This window comes from Brevibacillus borstelensis (genome assembly GCF_037834415.1).
Taxonomy (GTDB): Bacteria; Bacillota; Bacilli; order Brevibacillales; family Brevibacillaceae; genus Brevibacillus; species Brevibacillus borstelensis_A.
On record NZ_JAUMSJ010000023.1, the window covers coordinates 19,510 to 44,229 of the forward strand.

23 protein-coding genes and 1 riboswitch are annotated in these 24,720 nt (G+C 55.0%); of the genes, 5 read left to right on the forward strand and 18 right to left on the reverse strand.

Annotated elements, in window-relative coordinates:
• Positions 1–60: 60 nt before the first annotated feature.
• The 5 genes from Q3F21_RS17465 to murI all read right to left on the reverse strand — a co-directional run bounded on the left by Q3F21_RS17465 (position 61) and on the right by murI (position 4,203).
• Positions 61–585 carry a YfcE family phosphodiesterase gene (locus Q3F21_RS17465; RefSeq protein ID WP_340255734.1) on the reverse strand — a complete coding sequence of 175 codons (525 nt, stop codon included), beginning with the start codon at positions 583–585 and terminating at the stop codon, positions 61–63.
• Positions 586–615: 30 nt separating this feature from the next.
• Positions 616–1,218, reverse strand: a complete 603-nt coding sequence (locus Q3F21_RS17470; protein ID WP_340255737.1) for an XTP/dITP diphosphatase — start codon at positions 1,216–1,218, stop codon at positions 616–618.
• The gene (gene rph, locus Q3F21_RS17475; RefSeq protein ID WP_340255739.1) at positions 1,211–1,993 is read right to left on the reverse strand and encodes a ribonuclease PH; all 783 of its coding nucleotides are present in this window, start codon (positions 1,991–1,993) and stop codon (positions 1,211–1,213) included. Before rph ends, Q3F21_RS17470 begins: the two co-directional genes overlap by 8 nt.
• A gap of 174 nt (positions 1,994–2,167) precedes the next feature.
• Positions 2,168–3,226: a GerMN domain-containing protein gene (locus Q3F21_RS17480; RefSeq protein ID WP_340255742.1), complete on the reverse strand. Its 1,059-nt coding sequence runs from the start codon at positions 3,224–3,226 to the stop codon at positions 2,168–2,170.
• Between the two features lie 146 nt (positions 3,227–3,372).
• A complete protein-coding gene (murI, locus tag Q3F21_RS17485; RefSeq protein WP_340255745.1) occupies positions 3,373–4,203 on the reverse strand; it encodes a glutamate racemase in 831 nt (276 codons plus the stop codon).
• Between the two features lie 167 nt (positions 4,204–4,370).
• Between murI and Q3F21_RS17490 the strand changes: the two genes are divergently transcribed.
• Positions 4,371–5,330, forward strand: coding sequence for a superoxide dismutase (locus tag Q3F21_RS17490; protein ID WP_340255748.1), 960 nt, complete (start codon positions 4,371–4,373; stop codon positions 5,328–5,330).
• Positions 5,331–5,746: 416 nt separating this feature from the next.
• Positions 5,747–6,130, forward strand: coding sequence for a DUF3899 domain-containing protein (locus Q3F21_RS17495; RefSeq protein WP_340255751.1), 384 nt, complete (start codon positions 5,747–5,749; stop codon positions 6,128–6,130).
• Here Q3F21_RS17495 and Q3F21_RS17500 read toward each other — a convergent pair.
• The 13 genes from Q3F21_RS17500 to Q3F21_RS17560 form a co-directional block, all read right to left on the reverse strand.
• Entirely contained in the window at positions 6,121–7,068 is a 948-nt protein-coding gene (locus tag Q3F21_RS17500) for an oligopeptide/dipeptide ABC transporter ATP-binding protein (RefSeq protein WP_340255755.1), read from the reverse strand. The genes Q3F21_RS17495 and Q3F21_RS17500 overlap by 10 nt on opposite strands.
• Positions 7,065–8,087 carry an oligopeptide/dipeptide ABC transporter ATP-binding protein gene (locus tag Q3F21_RS17505; protein WP_340255758.1) on the reverse strand — a complete coding sequence of 341 codons (1,023 nt, stop codon included), beginning with the start codon at positions 8,085–8,087 and terminating at the stop codon, positions 7,065–7,067. The genes Q3F21_RS17500 and Q3F21_RS17505 overlap by 4 nt, the downstream gene beginning before the upstream one ends.
• A gap of 20 nt (positions 8,088–8,107) precedes the next feature.
• Entirely contained in the window at positions 8,108–9,046 is a 939-nt protein-coding gene (locus Q3F21_RS17510) for an ABC transporter permease (protein WP_425341275.1), read from the reverse strand.
• Positions 9,047–9,055: 9 nt separating this feature from the next.
• A complete protein-coding gene (locus tag Q3F21_RS17515) occupies positions 9,056–9,988 on the reverse strand; it encodes an ABC transporter permease (protein ID WP_340255764.1) in 933 nt (310 codons plus the stop codon).
• An 18-nt stretch (positions 9,989–10,006) separates the two neighbouring features.
• Positions 10,007–11,440 carry a dipeptidase PepV gene (gene pepV, locus Q3F21_RS17520; protein WP_340255767.1) on the reverse strand — a complete coding sequence of 478 codons (1,434 nt, stop codon included), beginning with the start codon at positions 11,438–11,440 and terminating at the stop codon, positions 10,007–10,009.
• A gap of 12 nt (positions 11,441–11,452) precedes the next feature.
• Complete coding sequence (locus Q3F21_RS17525; protein WP_340255770.1) at positions 11,453–13,516, reverse strand: sigma-54 interaction domain-containing protein; 2,064 nt, start codon at positions 13,514–13,516, stop codon at positions 11,453–11,455.
• Between the two features lie 69 nt (positions 13,517–13,585).
• Complete coding sequence (locus tag Q3F21_RS17530) at positions 13,586–15,241, reverse strand: peptide ABC transporter substrate-binding protein (protein ID WP_340255773.1); 1,656 nt, start codon at positions 15,239–15,241, stop codon at positions 13,586–13,588.
• A gap of 69 nt (positions 15,242–15,310) precedes the next feature.
• Positions 15,311–16,336, reverse strand: coding sequence for an asparaginase (locus Q3F21_RS17535; protein ID WP_340255776.1), 1,026 nt, complete (start codon positions 16,334–16,336; stop codon positions 15,311–15,313).
• Positions 16,337–16,613: 277 nt separating this feature from the next.
• Entirely contained in the window at positions 16,614–16,772 is a 159-nt protein-coding gene (locus Q3F21_RS17540) for a hypothetical protein (RefSeq protein ID WP_340255779.1), read from the reverse strand.
• Between the two features lie 10 nt (positions 16,773–16,782).
• Entirely contained in the window at positions 16,783–17,079 is a 297-nt protein-coding gene (locus tag Q3F21_RS17545; protein WP_340255919.1) for a ferredoxin family protein, read from the reverse strand.
• Positions 17,079–18,374: an FAD-dependent oxidoreductase gene (locus Q3F21_RS17550; RefSeq protein WP_340255782.1), complete on the reverse strand. Its 1,296-nt coding sequence runs from the start codon at positions 18,372–18,374 to the stop codon at positions 17,079–17,081. Before Q3F21_RS17550 ends, Q3F21_RS17545 begins: the two co-directional genes overlap by 1 nt.
• Positions 18,358–19,389 (reverse strand): electron transfer flavoprotein subunit alpha/FixB family protein, encoded by a 1,032-nt coding sequence (locus Q3F21_RS17555; RefSeq protein WP_340255785.1) that lies wholly within the window; start codon positions 19,387–19,389, stop codon positions 18,358–18,360. The genes Q3F21_RS17550 and Q3F21_RS17555 overlap by 17 nt, the downstream gene beginning before the upstream one ends.
• A complete protein-coding gene (locus Q3F21_RS17560; protein ID WP_340255788.1) occupies positions 19,386–20,216 on the reverse strand; it encodes an electron transfer flavoprotein subunit beta/FixA family protein in 831 nt (276 codons plus the stop codon). Before Q3F21_RS17560 ends, Q3F21_RS17555 begins: the two co-directional genes overlap by 4 nt.
• A gap of 328 nt (positions 20,217–20,544) precedes the next feature.
• Positions 20,545–20,653, forward strand: a riboswitch (glycine riboswitch).
• A gap of 150 nt (positions 20,654–20,803) precedes the next feature.
• Here Q3F21_RS17560 and Q3F21_RS17565 point away from each other — a divergent pair.
• From Q3F21_RS17565 to Q3F21_RS17575, 3 genes are all read left to right on the forward strand, one after another.
• Positions 20,804–22,159 (forward strand): amino acid carrier protein, encoded by a 1,356-nt coding sequence (locus tag Q3F21_RS17565; protein ID WP_340255791.1) that lies wholly within the window; start codon positions 20,804–20,806, stop codon positions 22,157–22,159.
• Positions 22,160–22,423: 264 nt separating this feature from the next.
• Positions 22,424–23,182 (forward strand): TrmB family transcriptional regulator, encoded by a 759-nt coding sequence (locus tag Q3F21_RS17570; RefSeq protein ID WP_340255794.1) that lies wholly within the window; start codon positions 22,424–22,426, stop codon positions 23,180–23,182.
• A 91-nt stretch (positions 23,183–23,273) separates the two neighbouring features.
• Positions 23,274–24,455, forward strand: a complete 1,182-nt coding sequence (locus tag Q3F21_RS17575; protein ID WP_340255797.1) for an MFS transporter — start codon at positions 23,274–23,276, stop codon at positions 24,453–24,455.
• Positions 24,456–24,720: the final 265 nt, after the last annotated feature.

Genomic DNA, 24,720 nt, shown 5'->3' on the forward strand with positions numbered 1-24,720 from the left:
GTGCAATTCTAGCCATTATAACCACTCAAGTATAGCACATATTCTCCATTTTTCAAGAAGTCAGCTCCGCATGGAAAAAGTTCCCCCGAGCTTTTGCGCCGGCTTGCCCTTGTGATCGTAGTAGGTTACCCGAACGACTACGCCGGCAGATTTTTCTTCGACCTTTTCCAGTATCGCGTATGTCGGATCATCGTACCCCCTTGGCAGCTGGAGGCTCCCCGGATTCAGGAACAGGATGTCTCGCTCCACCGCGCATCCGGGGACATGTGAATGACCGAACAAAACCACGTTTGCTCCCGTCTCTTCGGCACGGTAATGAAGACGCAAAAGCGAGCTTTTCACGCCGAACAGATGTCCATGTGTCTGCAGGATCGAAAGCCCCTTCCAAGAGGTCAGCCTCTCCGCCGGCACGTTGGAAGGTAAATCGCAGTTTCCCTTGACCAGCTTCATTTCCGAAAACGGCTCCCGCTGATGATCGACACAGTAATCGCCGCAGTGAAAGACCATTTCCGCCTTGTGCCTTTCAACCACTTCCTTAACCTCGCGCACAAGTCCATGGGTATCGCTCATAATGAGAATGCCCATTCTCCCTCACTCTCCTCGCAGCCGCTGAAATTACTTCCCGGACTTCAAGGTCGCCAGCAAATTCTGCATGGCCATGGCGCGGTGGCTGATCCGATTCTTTTCTTCCGGCGTCAGCTCGGCCATCATTTTTTGCTGCTGCGGAAGATAAAAAACAGGGTCGTAGCCAAAACCGTTGGTCCCCTTCGGCTCGCGGGCGATCACCCCTTCGCAGGCGCCCGCCGCCAATACCGGTTCGGCTCCCGGCTCCACCAGGGCGAGCACGCAGCGGAACCTCGCTGTTCTCTGCTCGTCTGGCACGTCGGCAAGCTCGCCCAGCAGCTTGCGCCAATTGGCTTCATCTGACGCATTCTCGCCGGAGTACCGGGCGGAGTAGACGCCGGGACGGCCGCCCAGCGCATCCACCTCCAGACCGGAATCGTCTCCGACGGCCGGCATGCCCAAGTATGTAGAAATCGTCACTGCTTTTTTCAATGCGTTGGCTTCAAACGTATCGCCGTCCTCCACCACTTCCGGAACGCCTTCGAACTCATCCAGGCTGATTCCTTCCCACCCAAGCTCGGAAAAGAGCCTGTTGAATTCTTTCACTTTACCTTTGTTTCGCGTGGCGAGCACGACTTTTCTCGGTTCAGACATGATTTTCCTCCGTTGCTTTCTCCTGTTCACCTTCGCCCTTTTGCTCAAAAGAAAGCGTCAGCTCGGACAGCGCCTCTTTTTGAGCGGCGAACAATTGCTCCATGCCTTTCTTCGCGAGCGCGAGCATCCCCTGCAGCTGCTCCACGGAAAAAGGGGCTTCTTCTCCGGTGCCTTGGAGCTCGACGAATTTCCCCTGCCCAGTCATCACGATATTCATATCCACCGTCGCTGACGAGTCTTCCTTGTAATTCAGATCAAGCAAGACTTCCCCGTCGATAATCCCAACAGAGGTGGCAGCAAGGAAATCGTTCAAAGGGTACTGCTTCCACGTCCCGTTCTCGACGAGCTTTGACATCGCCTCTACCATCGCCACATAGGCACCGGTAATGGAGGCCGTCCGAGTGCCCCCGTCCGCCTGAATGACGTCGCAGTCCAGCCAGATTGTCCTCTCTCCCATCGCTTCCAGTTGCACGACAGACCGCAGTGCCCGACCGATCAGACGTTGGATTTCCATGGTCCGCCCTGCCACCTTGCCTTTGGAAGACTCCCGGGCATTGCGAGACTCTGTAGCCCGAGGAAGCATGGCGTATTCCGCTGTAATCCACCCTTTGCCGCCACCGCGCATAAATGGCGGTACGCGATCCTCCAGCGTCGCTGTACAAATTACTTTGGTGTCTCCCACCTCGATCAGGCAAGAACCTTCCGCGTGCTTGATGTAATTCCGCGTGATCGTAACCGGACGCAGCTGGTCATGGGTGCGGCCATCATTTCTCATTCCATGTTCCTCCTAGTTTGCTTTCATCAACTCCGCCCATTATACCAGAGAGACAAAACCACTTGCCACTCTGCCTGGGGCGATCTTTCAAAACGCGATCAGCGAGATCTGGTTGACCGGTTTGGGGAAAAGCAAAACCACGCCGAAACGAGAGGCGTGGGAAGACATCCTTCATTAATATTGAATCGAGTTGATGTGAACGGATCGGCTGACCGGTTTGCTGAAATCAAAGCTTCCGCTCTTCAGCGGCTTGCCTTCCACCATGAGTTGGACGTTTTTCGCTCCCGTACTGTCAGAGAGCGACAGCACCAGCGATTCCAGCGCCTCTGGGCTCGCCTCCCTGCCGTCATCGTACTTCAGAATGTCATCGCTTAAATTGACCGTGACCAGGCCGCTCTCCTGACGAACGTCGAGGATGCGGGTCGTCTGCAGCAGGGAGCTGAACAATGGCGAGCCCTGTTTGGGCCCCTTGATCAGCTCCTCTACCGCTGCCTTGGCGATGTTCTCGGTTTCCGGAACGAGCCTCGTCACCGGGACGAAATACGTCCGGTTGTCATCGAGCTGCCCCTGAAAATAAACGGTGACCGCAGACGTTTTCCCCGGTACCGCCCCCTCTGCAAGCTCCAGGTTGACTCCCAGATTGCGGTCAAGAAAAGTAGTTGGCGTTTGGCTTACCGGCATTTCCGAGAGCGGCGTGCCGTTTACCCAGATCTGCACGGATTTGACGTTGCTGAACTCCGTGAGAGCCCGCGTCACCGCGTCGACGATCGTTTTTTCCTGTTTTTCATCGTATTTTTTAAATTCCTTGGAAAAATCGACCGTCGCCACTCCATCCTTGATCACAAGTCCCTTTACCTGCGTTCCCTTTGGCAGGACGGCTGAAAAGCCGCTTGGCAGCATGCTTTCAACCGGACCGTCTTTGACCATGTAGGTCAGCACCTGCTTTGCCATGCCTTCTACCTTCGGCAAAGTGAGGGATACAGGCACGACGTACCCAGTGGTATCAAGCAGATAAACGGTTCGCTCCACCGATTCTTGCGTTGCCGCCACTGTCTCTCCGGCTCCTGCGTCTGTGGGGGATTGGGCGCCTGGCGTCTCCACCGCCACCTCTGAGAACGGGGGCGGGTCGATGCTGGTCGCTTCCTTCTCCGGTCCAAACAGTCCGCACCCCGAAAGCAGCAAGGCGCTGACTCCGATCACGGCCGTCATTTTGCCGATGCGTCGTATTTCCATGTTATCCAGCCTCCTCCAGACACTTTGTACTAACATGTATACGAGCACAGCTTGGGTTTATGCGTTGTTTGTCCGCAGAAAGAGAGGTTCTTTCGCGTCAGTCATAAAAACTGACGGAAAGAACCTCCCGCGCGGTTTTTGCCAGATCAGGATTGGTACAATTTTTCCAGCGGCCGGCTTTCGACTTCAACCGGAAAGCCCAGCCATTCTTCCGCGATTCGCTGAAAGGAGAGCGCATTTCCGCTTGTGTAAAAGCAGTGCCTTGGCGGAAACAACGGCAGCGCCTTTCCTGGCGAAAAACCGTCTGTCAGCCCTCCGAGCAATCGGCTTACCTCACTTGCCGTTTCCTCTGCCGAACTGATGAGGGTTATTTTGGGCCCGACGGCTTCCTGAATCAGGGGAGCGAGCAGCGGATAGTGCGTGCACCCGAGGATCAAGGTGTCCAGATCGAGACCCTGCAACGGCGCCAACGTCCGTTCTACCTCTTTTTGCGCCTCCTCTGTATGTTGGCGATGCGTTTCCACCAAGGGCACGAAGGCGGGACAAGCAAGCCCGAATGCGAATGAATCCGGCCTCAATTGTTTGACAGCCAGCTCGTACGCTTTGGTGCGGATCGTCGTCTCTGTTCCGATCACCCCGATCCGATTTGTTTTCGTCACCCCAATCGCTGCCCTCGCCCCCGGCTCGATTACGCCAATGACAGGCAGCGGCAGTCTTTTTTTCGCTTCCTCCAGTACGACCGCTGTCGCCGTGTTGCACGCCACTACCAGCGCCTTGATCGGAAACTTCGAGACAAACTCAATCATCTGAAAACTGAAGGCTTGAATTTCTTCCGGCGCCCTGGAACCGTAAGGACAGCGGGCATTGTCGCCGAAATAGAGGATGGATTCTCCGGGCAGCTGCCGCATGACTTCTCTGGCAACCGTCAGGCCCCCTACCCCGGAATCAATTATCGCAATGAATTCATGGTCGCTCATCGGTGTGTCTCCCCTGTTGTGTTGTCCATACCTAATAGCATACCACTTCTTTTATTTTCGCTACTACCATATGCATCGCATATTTATCAGGTACTCCGCCAATGCCGCACACCCTCTGGGCTTTTGTCATAAGTTGTAGGGTAGATTGCAAGCGAGGAGGAGAACCTTTGCAAGAGCACGCACGACACCTGTCCAACTGGAGCCAATGGGGAATTCAATGGATTGAACATCTTCGCCGCCAGCATCGCTTCAATCGCGAACTGGAAAGGCACATGCACAAATTTGAAGAGGCGTTTACCCAAATAGGACGCAGGGCGCATTCCATAAAAAATGAGGAGTCCGCTGCTGCCATTCCCGCCCTTATGGAGCAGGCCGAAGCCGTACAGCAGCAATTCCACCAGTTCCTGCGCCTGATCCATAACCGTGAAAAACAGGAGCCGGAAGCGAGCCAGTCGGTCTACCCGGCTGCTCCCCAACCGTCCCCGGTACCGATAGCTCGGCCTGTGCCCATCGGCAAACATACCCTGCCTCCGATCCCTTACGCATACGATGCGCTCGAGCCGTACATCGACGAGGAAACCATGCGGATTCATCACGACAAGCTCCACCGCAAATACGTCGAGGATCTGAACAAGGCAGAGAACAAGCTTGCGGAAGCGCGCGCCAGAAACGACTACGATCTCATCCGTCACTGGGAGCGCGAGCTTGCCTTCAACGGAGCCGGCCATTACTTGCATACCATTTTTTGGAATGGCATGAGTCCGGAGGGTGGTGGAGAGCCGGCAGGAGATATCGCCCGACAGCTCACCCGCGATTTTGGCTCCTTCGCCGCGTTTCAAGCCCAATTCTCACAGGCTGCGGAAAAAGTGGAGGGACCGGGCTGGGCAATTCTCGTCTGGTCTCCGCGTTCACAGCATCTGGAAATTTTGCAGGCGGAAAAGCATCAGAATCTGTCTCAATGGGACGTCATCCCGCTGCTCGTCCTCGATGTCTGGGAGCATTCCTATTTCTTGCAATACAAAAACGACAGGGCCGAATACGTGAAAAACTGGTGGAGGCTGGTCAACTGGCCCTATGTGGAGGAGCGGTTTCAGCAGGCGAAAAATCTGCGCTGGCAGCCTTTCTAGCAGGAAAGCTCCCGGAGAAAACAGGCTCGAAAATAATTGCAGCAGCAAAACATCCCCGGCCGAAGCTTGCGGCACGGGGATGTTTTGGTTGGGCTAGTCAACAAAGGCCCTCATATGTCCGGTGAGCAGCCGAAACCACGCCATCCGCATGAATTTTGCTCCAGCGGTACGAGCAGGGAGCTTTTACACGTCGAAAATCTTGCATGCTCCAGACACAAAACTGCGCAGGTTTAGACCCAAGAGAACGGTAAAATAAGTTATCATAAGACTATGAAAAAAACGAACCCGGTCCGCCTCATTGTCTTGGACAAGGAGCGTGAATGTTTCGCCCCTTGCGAAAAAGGCGACTCGGTTTTATCTACGGAACTACATTTGAAGAGAACCTTTACACAACGCAAAAGGACGTGGATCACACCATGAGCAAACGACTCGCATACCTGCTCCCCGCGGCGCTGCTGCTCGCACTGGCCGCCGGATTCCTCTTCTCTTCGCAGACGCTCCTGGGGCTGATCAACCAAAGCTTTCTGGCGGGGCTGTTTCTGCTCATTCTGGGCAGCGTCGCGCTGGTGCTTCGCTCCGGCTTTTTCACCGTGTTCCTCCAGGGCTTCAAGCAGGTAAAGCAACTGTTTTTCAAGCGGCCTCGGGTCATGGAGAGCGATTGGTTTCAAGAAAAGGATCCGGTGCTGCAAAAAAAGACAGAGACGCTGATCCGAGTCTGCACGTCTCTGTCCTTGTGGGCGGGGGCTGCCCTGCTGATATTTTCGATTGTATTGACTTGTTTCTATCTTTATCAGTCGTAGAGGTGGCAGGCTACCCAGTGGCCTGCCTCCGCTTCTTTCCAGACCGGCTCTTCCAGAGCGCAGCGCTCGGTCGCCTTCGGACAGCGCGTACGGAAGCCGCAGCCGCTCGGGCGATTGGCAGGACTCGGCAGGTCTCCCTGCAAAATGATCCGCTCCCGCTTGACGGTCGGGTCTGGAACCGGCACCGACGAGAGCAGCGCCTGCGTATACGGATGAAGCGGCAGCTTGTACAATTCGTTGCTGGTCGCAAGCTCGACCATTTTGCCCAAATACATGACGCCGATGCGCGTAGAAATATGCTTCACCATGGACAGGTCATGGGCAATAAACAGATAGGTGAGTCCGCGTTCTGCCTGTAAATCCTCCAGCAGATTGACCACCTGGGCCTGAATCGAAACATCCAGAGCGGAGATCGGCTCGTCCGCAATGATAAATTCGGGCTCCACCGCCAGCGCTCTGGCGATGCCGATCCGCTGACGCTGGCCGCCGCTGAATTCGTGCGGAAAACGGGAGGCGTGCTCCTTGCGCAGGCCGACGAGCTGCAGCAGCTCGGCTACGCGTTCTCTGCGCATTCCCCTGGCGAGTCCATGAATGTCCAGTCCCTCCGCGATAATATCCTCCACCGTCATCCGCGGGTTCAGACTTGCCTGCGGGTCCTGAAAGATCATCTGCACATCCCGGTTGAACTGGCCAGCTTCCTTCCCTTTCAGGCAATGGACGTTCTTGCCTTTGTACAGCACTTCTCCGTCCGTATTCTCGTAGAGACGAATGATCGTCCGTCCCAGCGTCGACTTTCCGCAGCCGCTCTCGCCCACCAGGCCGAGCGTCTCGCCCTGCCGGATCGTAAACGACACGCCGTCGACCGCCTTTAAAAGCTGGCCGTTCCCGATATGAAAGTGTTTTTTCAGGTTGTTTACTTCTACCAAGCTAGCTTTCATTCTCCCTGCCTCCCTGCAGCAACCAAATCCTCGATTCGCGGCGCACGCGGATCATGCAGCCAGCAAGCCGCCTGATGTCCCGGCTCAAACGTGCTGATCTCGGGCATTTGCTGATTGCAAATTTCCATCGCGTAATCGCAGCGCGCTGCAAATGGACAGCCCTTCGGCGGGTTGAACAAGTCCGGCGGCGTTCCGTCGATCGGCACCAGCCGCTGCTTTTCCTCTCCGTCAATGCGCGGCAGAGAACGCATGAGGCCCCATGTATACGGGTGGCGCGGCGCGGCGAACACGTCTTCAACCGTTCCCGTCTCCACCACGATTCCCGCGTACATGACGACCATCCGGTGGGCGATTTCAGACACGACGCCCAGATCATGGGTAATGATCACGACAGAAAGCTCCTGCTCTTCCTGCAGACGTCTCAGCAGGTCGAGAATTTGCGCCTGGATCGTCACGTCCAGCGCTGTCGTCGGCTCATCCGCGATCACCAGCTGGGGCTGGCATGCCAGTGCGATCGCAATCACGACACGCTGGCGCATCCCGCCGCTGAATTGGTGCGGATACTGATCGACCCGTTTTTCCGGATCGGGAATCCCGACCAGCCGCAGCATCTCGATCGCGCGCTTCTGCGCTTCCTCGCGGGATACTTGATGGTTGCGCACGAATCCTTCGACGATTTGAGCTCCTACCTTCATCGTCGGATTGAGCGCGGTCATCGGGTCCTGAAACACCATCCCGATCTTGGAGCCGCGGATTTGCATCCACTCTTTCTTCGTCAGATGGGTGATGTCGCTTCCTTCGAAAACGATCTTTCCGTCCACGATCCGGCCCGGAGGATTGGGAATAAGGCCCATGATCGCCTGAGCGGTCACGCTTTTTCCGCAGCCGCTCTCGCCGACGATCGCCAGCGTCTCCCCTTTATCCACATGGAAGGTTACGCCACGAACAGCTTGTACTTCGCCGCCGTATGTCTTAAAGTTCACTTTCAGGTTGTCAATCGTTAGCAGATGTTTTTCCATCGCGGTTCCTCCCTCCAGTCCTACTCGCGCAGACGCGGATCAAGCGCATCCTGCAAGCCGTCTCCAAACACGTTAAACGCAAACATCGTCAATGAAATCATCAGCCCAGGGAAGAAGAGCCGCCACCAGTCGCCTGTCAAAATAACCCCCATCGCATCGTTGGTCATGGTGCCCCAGCTGGCATCCGGCGCTTGAACGCCCAGGCCCAGAAAGCTGAGGAATGACTCCGCAAAAATCGCTGACGGGATGGTAAAGGTGAGGTTGACGATAATGACACCGATCGTATTGGGAATCAGATGCTTGAACAAAATTCGTGAAAACTTCGCTCCCAGCACTTGGGAGGCAAGGATGAATTCCTGGTTCTTCAACTGGAGGATTTGGCCCCGCACCAGACGGGCCATCCCTGTCCAGCCGGTAGCCGACAGCGCGATGATAATCGTCAGCATTCCCGGCTCCATCACGACCATCAGCAAAATGACGACGAGCAGGTACGGCAGGCCGTAGAGCACTTCAATCACACGCATGATGATCGTGTCGATCCGCTCTCCCCGCTTTCCTCTGCCAGCCATGTAACCGGCAATGCCGCCGACTGTCACGCCGACAATCAGGTCGATCAGAGCGGCGACAACGCCAATGGTGAGGGAGATGCGGGCTCCGGCCCAGGTACGGGCGAACATGTCCCGTCCGAGATCATCCGTACCGAACCAATGCTCTGCCGACACCGGCTTGTTTTTCGTGAGCAGGCTTTGATCCGATGCGCTGTACGGCACCAGATGAGGACCGATGATCGCCATCACGACGAGCAGCAAGATAATGGCAAGGCCAAGCATTGCCAGTTTGTTTTTTACCAGTTTGCGCACGACCTGCTGAACATTCGTCAGACTGGGTCGCATGGATATGTCATGGGCTTCCGACTGCTTGGCAAGCGGTCGGAACAGCGGATCGATACGTTGTTCCATCGCCACTGGTTATCCCTCCTTGTTCGTCAGCTTAATTCTCGGGTCAATCAGGGTGTACGCCAAGTCGATCAGGAAAATCGTTACGATCAGGATGGAGCTGTAGAAGATCGTTGTGCCCAAAATAACCGGGTAGTCGCGGTTGAAAATACCATCCACGAAGTATTTCCCGATGCCCGGGACGGCGAAGATTTTCTCCACCACGAAGGTTCCCGTAATCAACGAAGCGATAAGCGGTCCCAAGAAGGTGACGACCGGCAGGATCGCATTGCGAATGCCGTGCTTGACCACAAGGGTAAAGGTAGGAACACCTTTTGCCTCTGCAGTGCGAATGTAGTTCTGGTTCATCACTTCGATCATGCTGGCCCGCATGTAGCGGGTAATGATCGCAAGCGGGCCGAAAGCCAAGGCAAGCGATGGCAGAACCGTATGCATCCAGGTTCCCCAAGTAGCGACTGGGAAGATCGGAAACTTGATCGCAAAAAAGTTGATTAAGAGCGGCGCCATGATAAAGCTCGGGATGGCAATGCCAAGGACAGCCATCGCCATTGCCGTGTAATCGAGCCATTTATTTCGATTCAGCGCCGCGATGATTCCAAAGGTGATCCCGAAGAATATAGCGATCACAATCGCTTGTGCCCCCAAGGTCGCGGACGCGGAAAATCCGTCAGCGATCATGTCGTTTACGCCTCGCGTATCTGACTTGATCGATGGACCGAGGTCAAGCATGACGAGGTTTTTCAAATAGAGCACGTACTGTACGGGGAGCGGCTCATCAAGGTTGTATTTGGCGCGCAGGTTGGCCAAAATTTGTTCCGGCAGCTGATCTGACTCGGAAGCAAACGGATCGCCGGGAATGGAGTGCATCAATGAAAACGTCAGCGTCACGATGATCCACAGTGTGAGCAGCATCATCAGGACGCGTTTTACGAGGTAATGGGACATGGCTCAACCTCCATGATGTTATTTCGCTAGTTCGTACATGGCTTCTGCGTAGATCGCCATGGCCCGGAGCAAGTCGTCAATCTCCGCGTACTCATCCGTGAGATGAGCCATCGATTTCTTCCCTGGGAAGAGCGGGCCGAATGCGACCCCTGCTTTCAACGATTTGGCGTAGGTTGCGCCGCCGGATGAGAGCAATGTCGCTTCTTCTCCCGTATGTTTGGTATAGACGCGGGAGAGCGTTTCAATGACAGGATGGTCTTTCGGTACGTAATGGGAGCGGGACGTCCTCAGGCTCGCTATCGTCACGTTCAGTTGCGGCGCTCGCTCCTTCAGTTTTTCGACATACTCTTCCGGATTGATCGTCGCGGGATAGCGAATATTCAGCCGGACGGAGCCGCCTTCCTCGCGGTCGTAGGTCAAGATGCCGGCGTTGACGGTCAAGCGCCCGGTAGCTTCGTCCGAGCAGGCGAGCCCCATTTTTTCGCCGTAGTAGTCCTCATGCAAAACCTCGCCCAATAATTGCAGATAGGTACGATCAGATCCTGTGAACGGAAAGCGATTGAGAAAGCTTGCCATGATCGTTCCGGCATTTTTTCCTTTGAACGGCTCCATGCCGTGGGCAGGCAAGCCCTTGGCAAAGAAGCGGAGCGTTCCGTCTCCGCCCGGGATCGCTTCCCCGCTCACCCCGTGTGCGGACAGATGCGATTGCCAGCTCTCTTGAATACTCCGAACGTTTTGTTCTTCCTCCGCGTCTCGCGGCAGTGCGACGATGGCAACCGCTTTTTCCGGCACGCTGTTTCCTTGGTCACCGGAGGCAAACGAGAGCAGCTTCCAAGACGTCGAGGCATCCAGAGGGATGTTTGGCGCAATTTCCAGCGTCGGATTGATCTGTCCCTTTTCCGCGTGAATCATGGGGAAGGAGGCATCCGGGGAAAAGCCGATCTCCGGGAGCGTTTCCACTTTTGTATAATGCTGCATGCAAAGCCAGCCGCTTTCTTCATCCGTCCCGATAATCAGGCGAATCCGTCTGGAAATCGGCAAGCCGGAGTCCTTCAACAGCTTCAAGGCAAAATACGCTGCCAGCGCCGGCCCCTTGTCATCAATCGCTCCCCGGGCGTAAATCTTGCCGTCCCGAATGTCCGGCTTAAACGGCGGTGTCGTCCATCCTTCTCCGACCGTGACCACATCGACGTGGACAAGGACGCCGATTTCTTCTTCGCCCTCGCCGTACTCCACATATCCGGCGTAGCCATCCAGATTTTTTGTTGCAAAACCGTCCGCCTCGCCCAGCTTCAGCAAATATTCGAGCGCCTCCGCGACACCCTCGCCAAACGGTTTGCCTTCCTTGGCAGTCGTCAAATCCTCAATGCTGTTGATTGATAAAAACGGAATCAGCTTCTCGAGGTAACTCTCTCTCTGCGCGGCAGCCGATTCCCTCCAGTTTCCGCTCATCTCAATTCCTCCCTATCCGGTAGCTTTCTTGCAAAAGGCGAGAAAGGCTTCTCCCTTTGAAGAGATACTGCTGCCCTGCCGGCCCTTTCCGACATGGACCAGTTCATCCTGTTGAAGCATTTTCAGACGGTAGCGGAGCTGCTGCGATGTAAGGTCGATTCCTTGCTCGCGCAGCTGCTCCGATAGAGCGTACCTCCCGCCTCCTGCCGTGGACAGCTCTTGAAGAATGGCGATCATCTCGGGCAAAAATCCTCGCTTTTCGTACTCCTGATAAACATCTTCACACTCGTGGCGCAAACCTTCCACTTCCATCGGGACTGTGGCGGCAGTCTGCAAAAAGGGCAGATGATACGCGTAAACCTCTTCCTCTACCACGTGCGCCAAGTACTCTACGACATTTTCCAGCTCGCGAATATTTCCCGGCCAGTCGTATTCCTGCATGGCTTTCAGGGCTTCACGCGACAGCGTAAAAGGAGGGCGTCTCAAATCTACACAATAATGACGGATAAATGCGTCTACCAACCATGGAATATCTTCCGCCCGTTTTCGCAGGGGCGGCAAATGAATCGGCAAAATGTTGAGCCGGTAATACAAGTCGGCCCGAAACCTTCCCTCTTTTACCATTTGCTGCAAATCCTGATTTGTGGCGGCGATGACCCGGATGTCGATCGGGATGACCTTGTTGCCCCCTACGCGCATGATCTGCCGCTCTTGCAGCACCCGCAGCAGCCGATTCTGGATCGCCCAGCTCGCGTCCCCGATTTCGTCGAGAAAAATTGTCCCTTTGTGCGCCAGTTCAAACCAGCCGATATGTCCGCCCTTTCTCGCCCCGGTAAAAGCCCCTTCCTCATAGCCGAAGAGCTCGCTTTCCAGAAGGGATTCGGAGATGGCGGCAAAGTTCACGCCGACAAATGGCTCGCGCTTCCTCGGCGAGGCGTTGTGGATCGCCTGCGCAAGCAGTTCCTTGCCTGTTCCGGTTTCGCCGAGCAGCAGCACAGTGGAATTGCTCCGGGCGATTTTTTTGGCGATCTGGATGACCTGCTGAAAGGACTGGCTCTTTCCGTAGATCTCGTCAAAGCTGTACTTGGCGATCAGGCCTTTGCTGTACAGGCGCATCCGGTAGTCGTGCTCCATCTTTTCGATTTCTGCCGCCTTTCGGAACAGCAGCAGGCTCCCCAGATAGCGGCCTTCCATGACGATGTGCATCTTTCGGAAAAAGTAGGTCCGACCTGCCCAATCAACCAGCACTTCTTCATTTTCGTCACAGTCGCGAACCGTCTCCATGAAGTCTTCCGGCAGGCACAGGGCCGCTTTTTCCCCCTGTACGCCTGATCCGGGCAAATGGAGCGAATCGATCGCTTTCTGATTGATAAAACGGATTACCTCTTGCTCATCCAAGGCAATCACCGCGTCTTCGATCCGGTTGACGATCCCTTCCAGATACATTTGCAGCAGGCGGGCATGAAGAATCTCGTTGTTCAGTTCCTTCGTGATATACATGAGTGACTGCATGGTGCGGGATGTTACCTTTTGGAAATTTCCGTTGTCAAAATGGGTGTAAATTTCCAACCACGTGGACAGGTCGATCACCCGGAAGCCGATGTCGACGACCTTGCGAATCGTCGGAGGGACGTGCTCCGCTTCGCCCGGCGTCACTGCGATGTCGATATCCAGCGGGTAATCCGCTCCGGGATAGTACGGATACAGATCGAAGTCCATTCCCGATTCGATCAGGAGCCTGATCGTCTCGTCCACCGTCTCGGCAGTGTCGCTGACAAGCAATACCTTGACGCCTTTTGGAATCTCCAGCATTTCCCTCAGATTGGGGTAGGGCAGCATCCGTTTGGCGATGATCGCCTGGGAGCCTTGCGGCAAATACGGCTCCACCTGGCCGTAAATGCTTTGGGTGGACAGCACGACCAGTGAACCCTCGGCGATCGGCCGATAAGGCAGCTGGTCGACCCGCCGACCCTCGATATGAAAGTCTTGCGAGATGCCCAACTCATGGCATTGGCTCACCACGGATTGTAAAAATTCATCCATCTTCGCAACAAAGGTTACCGTGTTTTTTTCCATAACTACCCGCTCCAAGATGTATAGTGAGGACAAGGGCCGGAAAGTGTGCCCTTGTCCTCGGCTATTGTACTATTTTTTCGAAATTTCGGCCCACTTGAAGTCAAGCGTTCCGACTGGGTGACGGATAATGCCTTTTACATTTGGCTGATCCATGAATACTTTGGTATTAAAGTAAATCGGAACAAGCGGCATATCGTCCATGAACATCTTCTCGGCGTCGTGCATCAGCTGGAAGCGTTCTTTTTCGTCAGCCGTGTTGCGGATTTTTTCCACAAGCGCATCGTACTCTTTGTTGCTGTAGTTGATGCGGTTTCCGGGATGATCGGTCACGAACAGCTCCAGGAAGGTAAGCGGATCACCGTAATCAGCCGGGATCGTGGAACGGGAAATCTGCAGTTGACGAGCGCGCTGATCAGCCAGGAACACTTTCCATTCCTTGTTTTCCAGCTTTACATCGACACCCAGGTTTTTCTTGTACATCTCTTGCAGAACCTGCGCGATCTGCTTGTGCGCATCGCTGGTGTTGTACGTCAGAGTGACCGGCGGAAGCGTGGTGTAGCCTTCTTCCTCCATCCCTTTCTTCAACAGCGCTTTTGCCTGCTCTACGTCGTTGTCCTTGATGAAATCGCCGCCGACCTCACGGAAGTCACGGCCATCCGGTTCTGGCAAGCCGACCGGGATGTGCGCCAACGCCGGAAGCTGTTTGCCTTGCGCGACGTTGTCGATCAGAGCTTGACGATCGATCGCCAGCGCAAATGCTTTCCGGATGTTTGCGTTTTGGAACGGCTCCAATTTCACGTTCATCCGGTAGTAGTAGATGGCTGCTTCCGGCTCTACTTTCGCTTCGCCAGAATCGACCAGCTGCTTTTTCAAGTCGTTTGGCACGGTTTGAATCATGTCCAATTGACCTGTTTTGTACATTTGGTATTGGGTGTTCTCGTCGTTGACCATGACCCAATCGATGCCCGCGTATTTCACGGAATCCTTATCCCAGTAGCCGTCGTTCTTTTCTACTTTGACGGATTGATCGTGTACCCACTCGGTGATTTTGAACGGCCCGTTGCTTACGAGGGTAGACGCCTCCGCCGCAAAGTTCGGGTTGCTTTCCACAACCTTTTTGTTTACCGGGAAGAATGTCGGCTGAGTCAAGATGTGCAGGAAGTATCCTGCCGGAGACTTCAGCTTCACTTCCAATGTCTTCTCATCGATTGCTTTTACTTTTACGCCGTCGGCTGTGCCTTCGCCTTTGTTGAACTCCTCGGCTCCTTCGATGTGGTAAGCCAGGAACGCGGACGGGAACGCGTTTTTCGGATCGACGATGCGCTTGAACGCATATTCAAAGTCTTGCGCGGTTACCGGATCGCCATTGGACCATTTGCTGTCGCGAAGCGTAAAGGTGTATGTTTTTCCGTCTTCGCTCACTGCCCACTTTTCGGCCATGGCCGGCTGCGGCTTGTGATCCTTGTCCAGGCGGGCAAGGCCTTCCATCGTTGCGTTCAGCACTTCATTGGAGGTGCTGTCAAACCCTTTCGGCGGATCGAGAGAAGGCGGCTCCGTCTTCAGGTTCAGGCGGAGCTTCGCCGAAGCATCTGCTTGTCCTCCCGTTTCACCCGTTTGCTGCTTTCCTGGATCTGCCGGCGCGGCAGACTGGCTGCAGCCTGTCATTACCAACGACAGCAACAAAGCGGAAGTGCTCAGTACTTTCCATCCTTTGCGCAAATTCATCGCAGGATTTCCCCCTTTTTTTATGTTTGAAATGTATTTGCGTAAACGGCCGTCAGGAAGAACGGGCCTTTACACGCCAAGTGGAGTGTTGTTTGCGTTTAATGCAAACGCGGTTTCGATGCGGCCTACTGTTTTACCGCTCATGTTTTTCACGATCGGGTTGGTGTACTCCGCGAGCTTCTCAAGTGGACCATCTGTGCCGATGCCCAGTTGGCGAAGCACCTCATTGACCACCGCGTAAATTGCGCGAGGGCCGCCGTCTTCGATCTTCACGGCGATGCCGATTCCTGTTTGGCGGTCGCCCAGGCAGTAAACGGACTCGGCCCCTGCCTTGCCAAAGACCCGTCCGGCAAACGCCGTCATCAGATCGGTACAGTAGCGGTTATTGCCTCCGACCATTTCCGGATGCGCAATCATCGCATCGGTGATCCGGGTAACGGCCTGACGGCGAGTCGGATTTTCGATTACTTCAGGCTTGGCCATTTTGGCATACGCCCACGCGTAATGGGCCAGTGGAAGGCGATGTACGGGAACGCCGCATCCGTCTGTCCCCAGAACGATCTTCTCTTTCGGATAGGAAGTCAGATCGACCACCGCATCGAGAATACGCTGCTGCACAGGGTGCTCGGGCAGATGGTAAGTGGCTGCTTCCTCTCCCATGTGGACAGCCGTCGCAATCATGCCCGCATGCTTGCCGGAACAGTTGCTGTAGATCGGGGTCAATGGCTTGCCCGCACAAATCAGTTCCTTATAGCTTTCCTCGTCACGAGGTACATGGGTCCCGCATTGCAGCATTTCTTCCGGCTGTCCGGCGCGGATCAGCATATCCATCGCCCGGGAGCGATGACGCGGTTCGCCGCTGTGCGAAGCGCAGCAGAGCGACAGGTCCGCAGGCTCCAGTCCGAACTTGTCCGCTGTTCCCGTCTCGACGACAGGAATCGCCTGGATCGGCTTCATGCTGGAACGGGCGAAGGTTTGGCGAAGAGGGTCGCCGTAGGAATAAAGCAAGTTTCCGTTTGCATCGACGACAGCTACATGACCGAGGTGTGTGCTTTCTACCGCATCCCCCCGGTATACGTTGGCTACCAGGTTCATGACTAATCTCCTTTGGTGTTGAAATATGGACTTGCTATGCAAAAGGATTATTGCAAGACGCGTGCCAACTATTCCAAGAAGGCGAAAGACGTTGAATTTTTGCTCTATTCCTACGCTTCAGGCTGTTTTTTCGATTGTGACCAATTCACTATTAGGTTACCCTATTTTTATTAATAGGTGAACAATTTGTTTGAAATAGGTAAATAAATTTCTACCATAAATGAAAAATACCCCTTTTCCCCCAACGCTCGGGAAAAAGGGGCACCTATTGGCCCAGTTATTCGGTTGCTTCTTCTTTGCGCAGGTCTTCAGCCTTTTCCCAGCTGACGAACGTATCCTCCCAAATGATCAGGTACTGCTCTCCCTTTGCCTCCAGGATGATCCCCCTCGCCCCGTCACGCGCGAACGACACGACTTCGCCCACTTTAAACATCATCCGTCGCCTATTACCCCAATCTGAAGATGATGCCGTGTCCGCCTTTCGGGTATACCCACTTGATGTTTTCGTACGGACAACCGATCCGGCAGCTTCCGCATTCGTGACACCCTTCGTATCCCACATGCATTCGCACCTCTTCCCACTTGTACACTTCTGCCGGGCAAAAAATCGTACACAGCTTGTCGGGACATTTCGTGGCACACACGTCTGTATCCAATACGTGCAGGTGCGATTCCGTATCCGCCTTGAAGCGGACCAGGTACTGCTTCTCCTCGATCGGCTGACCTTTGGGCAGTTCCTTCATCACTTCATCACCCTCCATGCCTGCATCAGATCGCGGGCCATTTTCCACTTTTCTTTCGCCGAACCGAGTTCAGACCAGATTTTCTTCTGTTTCTCCCACTTGGAGCTTCCGTCTACTGTAAACATCTGACTGGCTGCTTTGTTCATCAGCGGAATGTACTTCTCGAAGTAATGCGGGTATTTTTCAAAGTGGTGTGTGGCGTCCTTGTATTTTTTCATGTCCTGGCCAACGAAGCTGTCCAACAGCCGCTGTCTGTAAGAGTCGAGCATGGAAGCCGAGAAATCTCCCGCCGCTCTCGCTTCGAGTATGGCCTCCGCCGCCAGCACTCCCGAGGTCATCGCCATATTCGAGCCTTCGCGATGAATCGCGTTGACCAATTGGGCCGCGTCTCCCACAACGATGACGCCGTCGCCTACCACTTTTGGAATGGAGCGGTAGCCTCCTTCCGGAATGAGATGAGCCAGGTACTCCTGCTGCTCCGTGCCCTGGATGTACGGCCGGATGATCGGGTGCTTCTTGACGTAATCCAGCAGTTGATGGGGCTTGATCTTGTTCTTGATCAGGCCGGACAGCATCGCCCCGACGCCAATATTGAGACTGTCCTTGTTGGTGTACAGCCAGGCTGTTCCGAGAATCCCTTTGGTGGAATCGCCGAAGATTTCAAACGTGCAGCCCTGATCTTGCTCCAGGCTGAAGCGGTCTTCGATGATTTTTCGATCGAGCTTGAGCACTTCCATGACAGCCAGCGCCACCTCGTCCGGGCGGAACTCCTTGTGAAACCCGAGCGACTTGGCCAACAGGGAGTTGACTCCGTCAGCCAGCACGACGACATCGGCAAACAATTCCCCGTCCGGGCGATCAGTCCGCATCCCGATTACCTTCCCGTTTTCCACCAGACACTCGGTCACAACCGTTTCATTGACGAGCAGGGCCCCCTGCTGGACCGCTTTTTCCGCAAACCATTGGTCAAATTTCGCCCTGAGCACGGTGAAGTTGTTGTACGGCTCCTCTCCCCACTCCAGGCCCTTGTAGCTGAATGTGACCGCCGATTGTTCGTCGAGCATCATGAACCGCTGCTCTACGATCGGCCGTTCGACTGGCGCTTCCTTGTAGAAACCGGGGATAATATCCTCCATCATTTTGCGGTACAGGACGCCGCCCATCACGTTTTTGGAGCCCGGATACTCTCCCCGCTCCAGGAGCAGGACGTTGACCCCCGCCTTCGCCAGCGTATACGCGCAGGACGTTCCTGCCGGTCCCGCTCCCACGACAATGACATCAAACTTTTCCGCCATACTGTACCTCCTTGCCAGCCGCCACCTGGAATGCGTCAATCAGCATCGGAACGATCTCGAATGCATCCCCGACAATTCCGTAATGACAGGATTGGAAAATGGGTGCTTGCGGGTCTTTGTTGATGGCGATGATCAGACCGGAGTTCTGCATGCCGACCAGATGCTGGATCGCTCCCGAGATGCCGATGGCAAAGTACAGCTTGGGCGTCACCGTCACCCCGGTTTGGCCTACCTGGCGGGCATGGTCGATCCAGCCCGCCTCGACGGCATCCCGGCTCGCCCCCACCGTGCCGCCGATCGCCTCGGCCAGGCGATGCATGAGCTGAAAGCCTTCCTTGCTGCCCAGCCCCTTGCCACCGGCGACGATGATGTCAGCCTCATCCAGGCGGACTTTCGTCTGCGCTTCCCGGACGATTTTCAGCACCTTGGTCCGGATGTCTTGCTCCCGCAAAGGGATGGATTCCTCGATGAGCCCTCCCTTCCGGCTCGTGTCGACGGGCAGCGCTTTCATGACCTTTGGCCGTACCGTAGCCATTTGCGGCCGATGCTTCTTGCAGAGAATCGTAGCCATGATGTTGCCTCCGAATGCGGGGCGGCTCGCCTCCAAAAGCCCTGTCGCTTCATCCACATCGAGCATCGTGGTATCCGCGGTCAGCCCTGTCTCCAGATCGGTGGCGACAGCACTGGCGAGGTCTTTTCCCGTGGAAGTCGCTCCGTACAGGATGGTTTCCGGCTTATGCTTTTCCACGCACGCGATCACTGCCCGCATGTACGATTCGGTCCGATAATCCCGGAAAACCGGGTCATCGTAGAGATAGACGAGATCGGCACCGTAGTGAAACGCGGTCGCGGCCAGCTCCCGTACACTTTCGCCGATCAGGATGCCCGCCAGGGGCACTCCCCGCTTGTCGGCCAGCTTTCGGCCCGCTCCCAGCAGCTCCAGGGAGACCGGCACGATTTTCCCGTCCTGGTGTTCCAGAAATACCCATACTCCTTTGTACTGGTCCAGATTCATCCCCGTGCCTCCTTCCCTGCAAACAGCTCCTGTTTTTGCCGCAGGATTTCCATCAGCCGATTCACTTGTTCCCGGGCCGATCCCTCCAGCATCTCCCCGCCTTTCGGCTTTTCCGGAGGCCAGACCTTGGCCACGATCGTCGGTGAGCCTTTGAGACCAAGCAACGTCCGGTCGACGTCATCCAGATCGCCGACCGACCAGATCACCGGCTGGTAGCGCGCGGCGCGAAGCATGTTGGGAAGCGGCGAATAGGGCACCTCGTTGATTTCCTTTTCCACCGAAAACAGGCAGGGCAAAGCGGACTGAATCACCTCATAGCCGTCCTCCAGCTTGCGATGGACGATGGCATAGCCTTGCTGCTTGTTTACCTCCACCACCTTTTTCACACTGGTCAAGGGCGGAATGTCGAGCCGTCTGGCAATCCCCGGCCCGACCTGGCCCGTATCCCCGTCGATCGTCATCTTTCCGCAGATGATCAGGTCGATCGGCTTTTCCTTGGCGATCTTCTCCAACGCTTTTGTCAGCGCATAGCTCGTTGCCAGCGTATCAGCCCCGGCAAAGGCCCTGTCGGTGATCATGTACCCTTCGTCCGCTCCGATCTCGATGCATTTCCGGATCGCTTTGACTGCGGGCGGGGGCCCCATGGTTAAAACAGAAACGGTTCCCCCATACCTTTTTTTCAAGCGGACAGCTTCCTCGACAGCATGAGCGTCATACGGATTGAGGATGGCGGGCGCGCTGGAGCGGTCCATCGTATTTGTCTTCGGGTTCATCTTGATGATTTTCGTGTCCGGCACCTGTTTGATACAGGCGACGATATGCAGCATGAATAACTCCCCCCTTGCAGCCAAGCGAGGCATCGTTTCCCAAGTCGGCTCTCGCACAGGTTGTCTCTTTTTGACACGACACTTCGGGCGGCATGTTCATCATTGATATAACGTATTGCACCGTCTTGTCGAATAGACCATAAACTGCCAGCAGAGGAGATCGATCAATTTTTTTCAATGCATTGACAAGCTCGCTTTGCTCCTTATAATTGATTTATAAATCAAATATCGTTCGGATGAACCATTCAGGAGAAGACGGATGTCTACCGACGGGGCAAGGGAATCTTCCCGAAACTCTCAGGTCTGGGAAACTAGTAAAACTGCATGGGGACGAGCCTCTGGAGAGACCCCCCTCTTTTTCAAATGAGGATTGGGCACCGAAGGAGCAAATTCGCTATCGCGAATAATCTCTCAGGTAAAAGGACAGAGTGGACGCTTGGACTGTTACAAAAGCGGCTTGCCGCCGGTTTTTTTGTATTTTTTTTTACGTATTGCCGTACGTCCTGCGACCGTCTCCAGAGAACATTTCATTTTCGGGTGAAATGTTTTTTCTTTTTCTCTTCCAAAACAGCAAGGGGGAAACAGAGATGGACAAGCTAATGCAATGGTTGGAAATGGTGAATGGCTTTGTATGGGGGCTTCCTACGCTCATACTGCTCGTCGGTACCGGGGTGATGCTGACTTTCCGCCTGAAAGGACTGCAGTTCCGGAAGCTGTGGTATGCGCTGCGCCTCGCGTTTGGAAAGCAGCAGGATCAAGCGGCGGCAGGAGATATCAACCACTTTCAGGCGCTGATGACCGCGCTGGCCGCAACGATCGGGATGGGGAATATCGCCGGGGTAGCCACGGCTGTCGCTGTCGGCGGACCGGGCGCTCTGTTCTGGATGTGGATCACCGCTCTCTTCGGGATGGCGACGAAATACGCCGAAGCAATTCTCGCCGTCAAGTATCGCATGCGGCAGGCTGACGGCACGTTTTCCGGCGGGCCGATGCACTATCTGGAGAAAGGGTTGAAGCAAAAATGGCTCGCTGTTTTGTTCGCCCTGTTTGGAACAATGGCGTCCTTCGGGATCGGAAACATGGTCCAATCCCACTCGGTGGCTGAAGCCGTACAGCTGAACTTCTCGATCCCTCCGGTCGTAACGGGGATTGTACTCGCTGCCTTTACCGCCTTTGTCATTCTCGGCGGCGTGAAAAAAATCGGTCAGGTCACCGGCGTGATGGTGCCGTTTATGGCTCTCTTCTACATTGCCGCAGGAATTATTGTCGTGCTGTTTCATGCCGATCAAGTACCGCAGGCATTGGCAGACATCGTATACGGAGCGTTTAACGGCACATCGGCTGCAGGCGGTTTTTTGGGAGCGACCGTAGCCATGGCGATCCAAAAAGGGGTTGCCCGGGGTGTCTTCTCCAACGAGGCCGGTCTGGGAAGCGCACCGATCGCCGCCGCAGCGGCAAAAACAGACGAACCGGCGAAGCAGGCACTCGTTTCCATGACAGGGACGTTTATCGACACGATTCTCGTCTGCACAATCACAGGGCTTGCTTTGGTCACGACGGGAGCCTGGTCCACCGGCATGTCTGGCGTGGAAGCGACTACCTACGCTTTCCAAAGCGTCTTCGGACAAGCCGGCAGCTACGTGCTGGCGGTCGCCATCATCCTGTTTGCCTACTCTACCATCCTCGGTTGGGCGTATTACGGTGAAAAATGCTTTGAATATTTGTTCGGCAAAGGCTCCGCCAGATACTACCGACTCGTCTGGGTGATTATGGTCGCCGTCGGCGCGACGATGAAGCTCGACCTGGTCTGGACGCTCTCCGACATCATGAACGGTTTGATGGCAGTGCCCAACCTGATCGGGCTGATCGGACTCTCCAGTGTGGTCGTCGCCGAGACGAAGCGTTTTTTGGATGGCGCTCGGGAATCCGGGTTTTCCCAGTAAATACGATAGGCCATGACGTTCTCCTCCTCGCTTCTTGAGGGGGTTTTTCTCTTTCTGCGAACTGCGTTTCACCAGAACGAGCGCATTGCGTCACGTATTTTCCCTGGATTTCTTCCATTCAAGCCTGCCAAATTGGCCACCCTTTGCAAAAAGTCCTGCTGCTCTCACCTGCCCTAGAGATTGACCGGAACTCCCGAAAAAAACCGTGTATAATAGAAGGGCAAATCTTCTACGTACGGATGAAACCGGTTGGAGGGCATAGTTATGTTGGAAACATTCGGATTTTCCCATTACGAGAGCAGAGTATATGAAACCCTGACGGCAAGCGAGTCACCCATGGATGCCGCGATGGTCGTCAAGCATTCCGGCGTTCCCAAAGCGAAAATTTACGAGGTGCTGACCCGGCTGGTGGACAAGGGCCTGGTCCTCGATTCTGTCTCGGATAAAAAGAAATGGTATACCGCTCTGCCACCAAGCAGCCTGATCGACAAGCTGACCAGCCAATTCCAGCAGGATGTGGAGCGGCTCAAGTCCTCTTTGGCGAGCAAGCAGGTCCGGGATGACCGGATTTGGAACCTCAAGGTCGACTCTTCCATACGCGCCGAGAGCAGGCACTTGATCCAGCGAGCGGCGAAGTCCATCCGCATCTCCGCCTGGAACGACGATTTTGCCGGATTTGTGCCTCTGCTCGAGCAAAAAGAACGGGAAGGCGTAGACGTGGAAGTGCTGGTGGTCGGGGACATCCAGACAAACCTCAAACGGGTACACGTATTAATCCCCTCGGAGGAGCACGAGGGATTGGAACGCTTCCAGCTCATCGTAGCGGACCAGGAAGAGATCATTTTTTCCGGAGAGGAAGACGGGGACTGGCAGGCCATCCAGACGAGAGCGCAGCCGTTTGTCAAATTTTTCGCGGACTTCTTCTACCATGACGTAGCCTTGACCCGCATTACGCAAAAGCATTACGACCTGCTTTTTGGCGACGACGAAATACGGCGCATGCTCATCCGTCTCCGCTATTGAACCGTCCATGATTTTTTTCTTGAATACACAGAGCAAAAAGGTTACCATCATGGTGGTAACCTTTTTGTGTTGCAGAAAGGAGTTCTTCTGTGTGAATCCTCGCGTGTTTATCATTGCCATTGCAACGTTTGTGGTCGGGACGGTCGAGCTGATCATCGGCGGCACGATGAATCTGATCACCGCAGACCTGAATATTCCGCTTAGCGCCGCCGGGCAGCTGATCACGGTGTTTTCCCTGTCTTTTGCCGTTTCGGCGCCCATCCTGATGCATCTGACCCGAAAGATCCCCCGCAAGCGTCTTTACTTGCTGGCGCTGTTCGGCTTTTTCCTGAGCAATGTCCTTGCCGCCGTGAGCCCGGTGTACGCGGTCCTGCTCATCGCCCGGATTTTGTCTGCCTCTTGCGGAGCTCTACTGACCGTACTGTCCATCTCCATCGCCACGCAAATCGTCGAGCCTGCCTATCGGGGCCGGGCATTGGGCATCATCTTCATGGGGATCAGCGGTTCATTGGTGCTGGGTGTCCCGATGGGTATGGCACTCGGAGATGCATTTGGCTGGCGCGCTCCGTTTTGGCTCATCGCCGGACTCAGCCTGGTGGCGATGCTTTGTCTCAGTCTGTTGCTGCCGGAGGTGCAAACCCAGCCTGGAATTCCGCTGCGCAGGCAGCTTCTGTCCCTGAAGAGCATGAAAATTGTCAGCGCCCAGCTGATTACGATGCTGATGCTCACCGGCCATTTGACCTTATATGCGTACTTTACTCCCTTTCTGCAAGAAACGATGCGCTTGGAAGGAGGCTGGCTCAGCTTTGTGTATCTGCTGTTTGGCGTCGCGGCCGTAATGGGCGGCGGCGTTGGCGGATGGATTTCTGATAAATGGGGCCCCGCCAAATCGATCCTTGTCATCATTACCGCCTTTGGTCTTGTGATGGCCATCCTGCCCTTTACCACCGTGTCGCTCTACCTCTTTTTGATCGTGATGGTGGCCTGGAGCGCCTTGAGCTGGGCCATTTCTCCGGCTCAGCAGACTTATCTGATCCAAACCGCTCCGAAAACGGCCGATATTCAGCTCGGTTTGAACACCTCCGTCCTGCACGTCGGGATCGCCCTCGGCTCCGCTGTCGGAGGGATCGTCATCGAGAAAGCCTCGGTCAATTACAACGCATGGGTGGGCGCCTGCTTTGTCCTGGTTTCGCTCGGATGTGCGATCTTTTCCATTACCCGTCCCGGTTCCGAAAAGGCGACTGCAGCGGCTGATTCATCTATCGACGCCTGAATCACCAATCAACAAATCATATTGTACACAGCCAGCCAGTCTGGCTGTCCTGAAAAAGGCTTTGCGAGCGATGGCCCCGCTCTCGAAGTCTTTTTCTCGTTTCCCGCCGAACCTGAACGATTCGGTTGGCCCCCTCTCGGCACCTTTCCTGCCGAGAAAGCTTCCTGCACCGGACAGACCGACCTTTTATTCCAGACCATATAAAAAAAGAAAAATGTAACTTTCTATCCTGTCATTCGTATCGAATTAGAGCAGATTAAAAAAT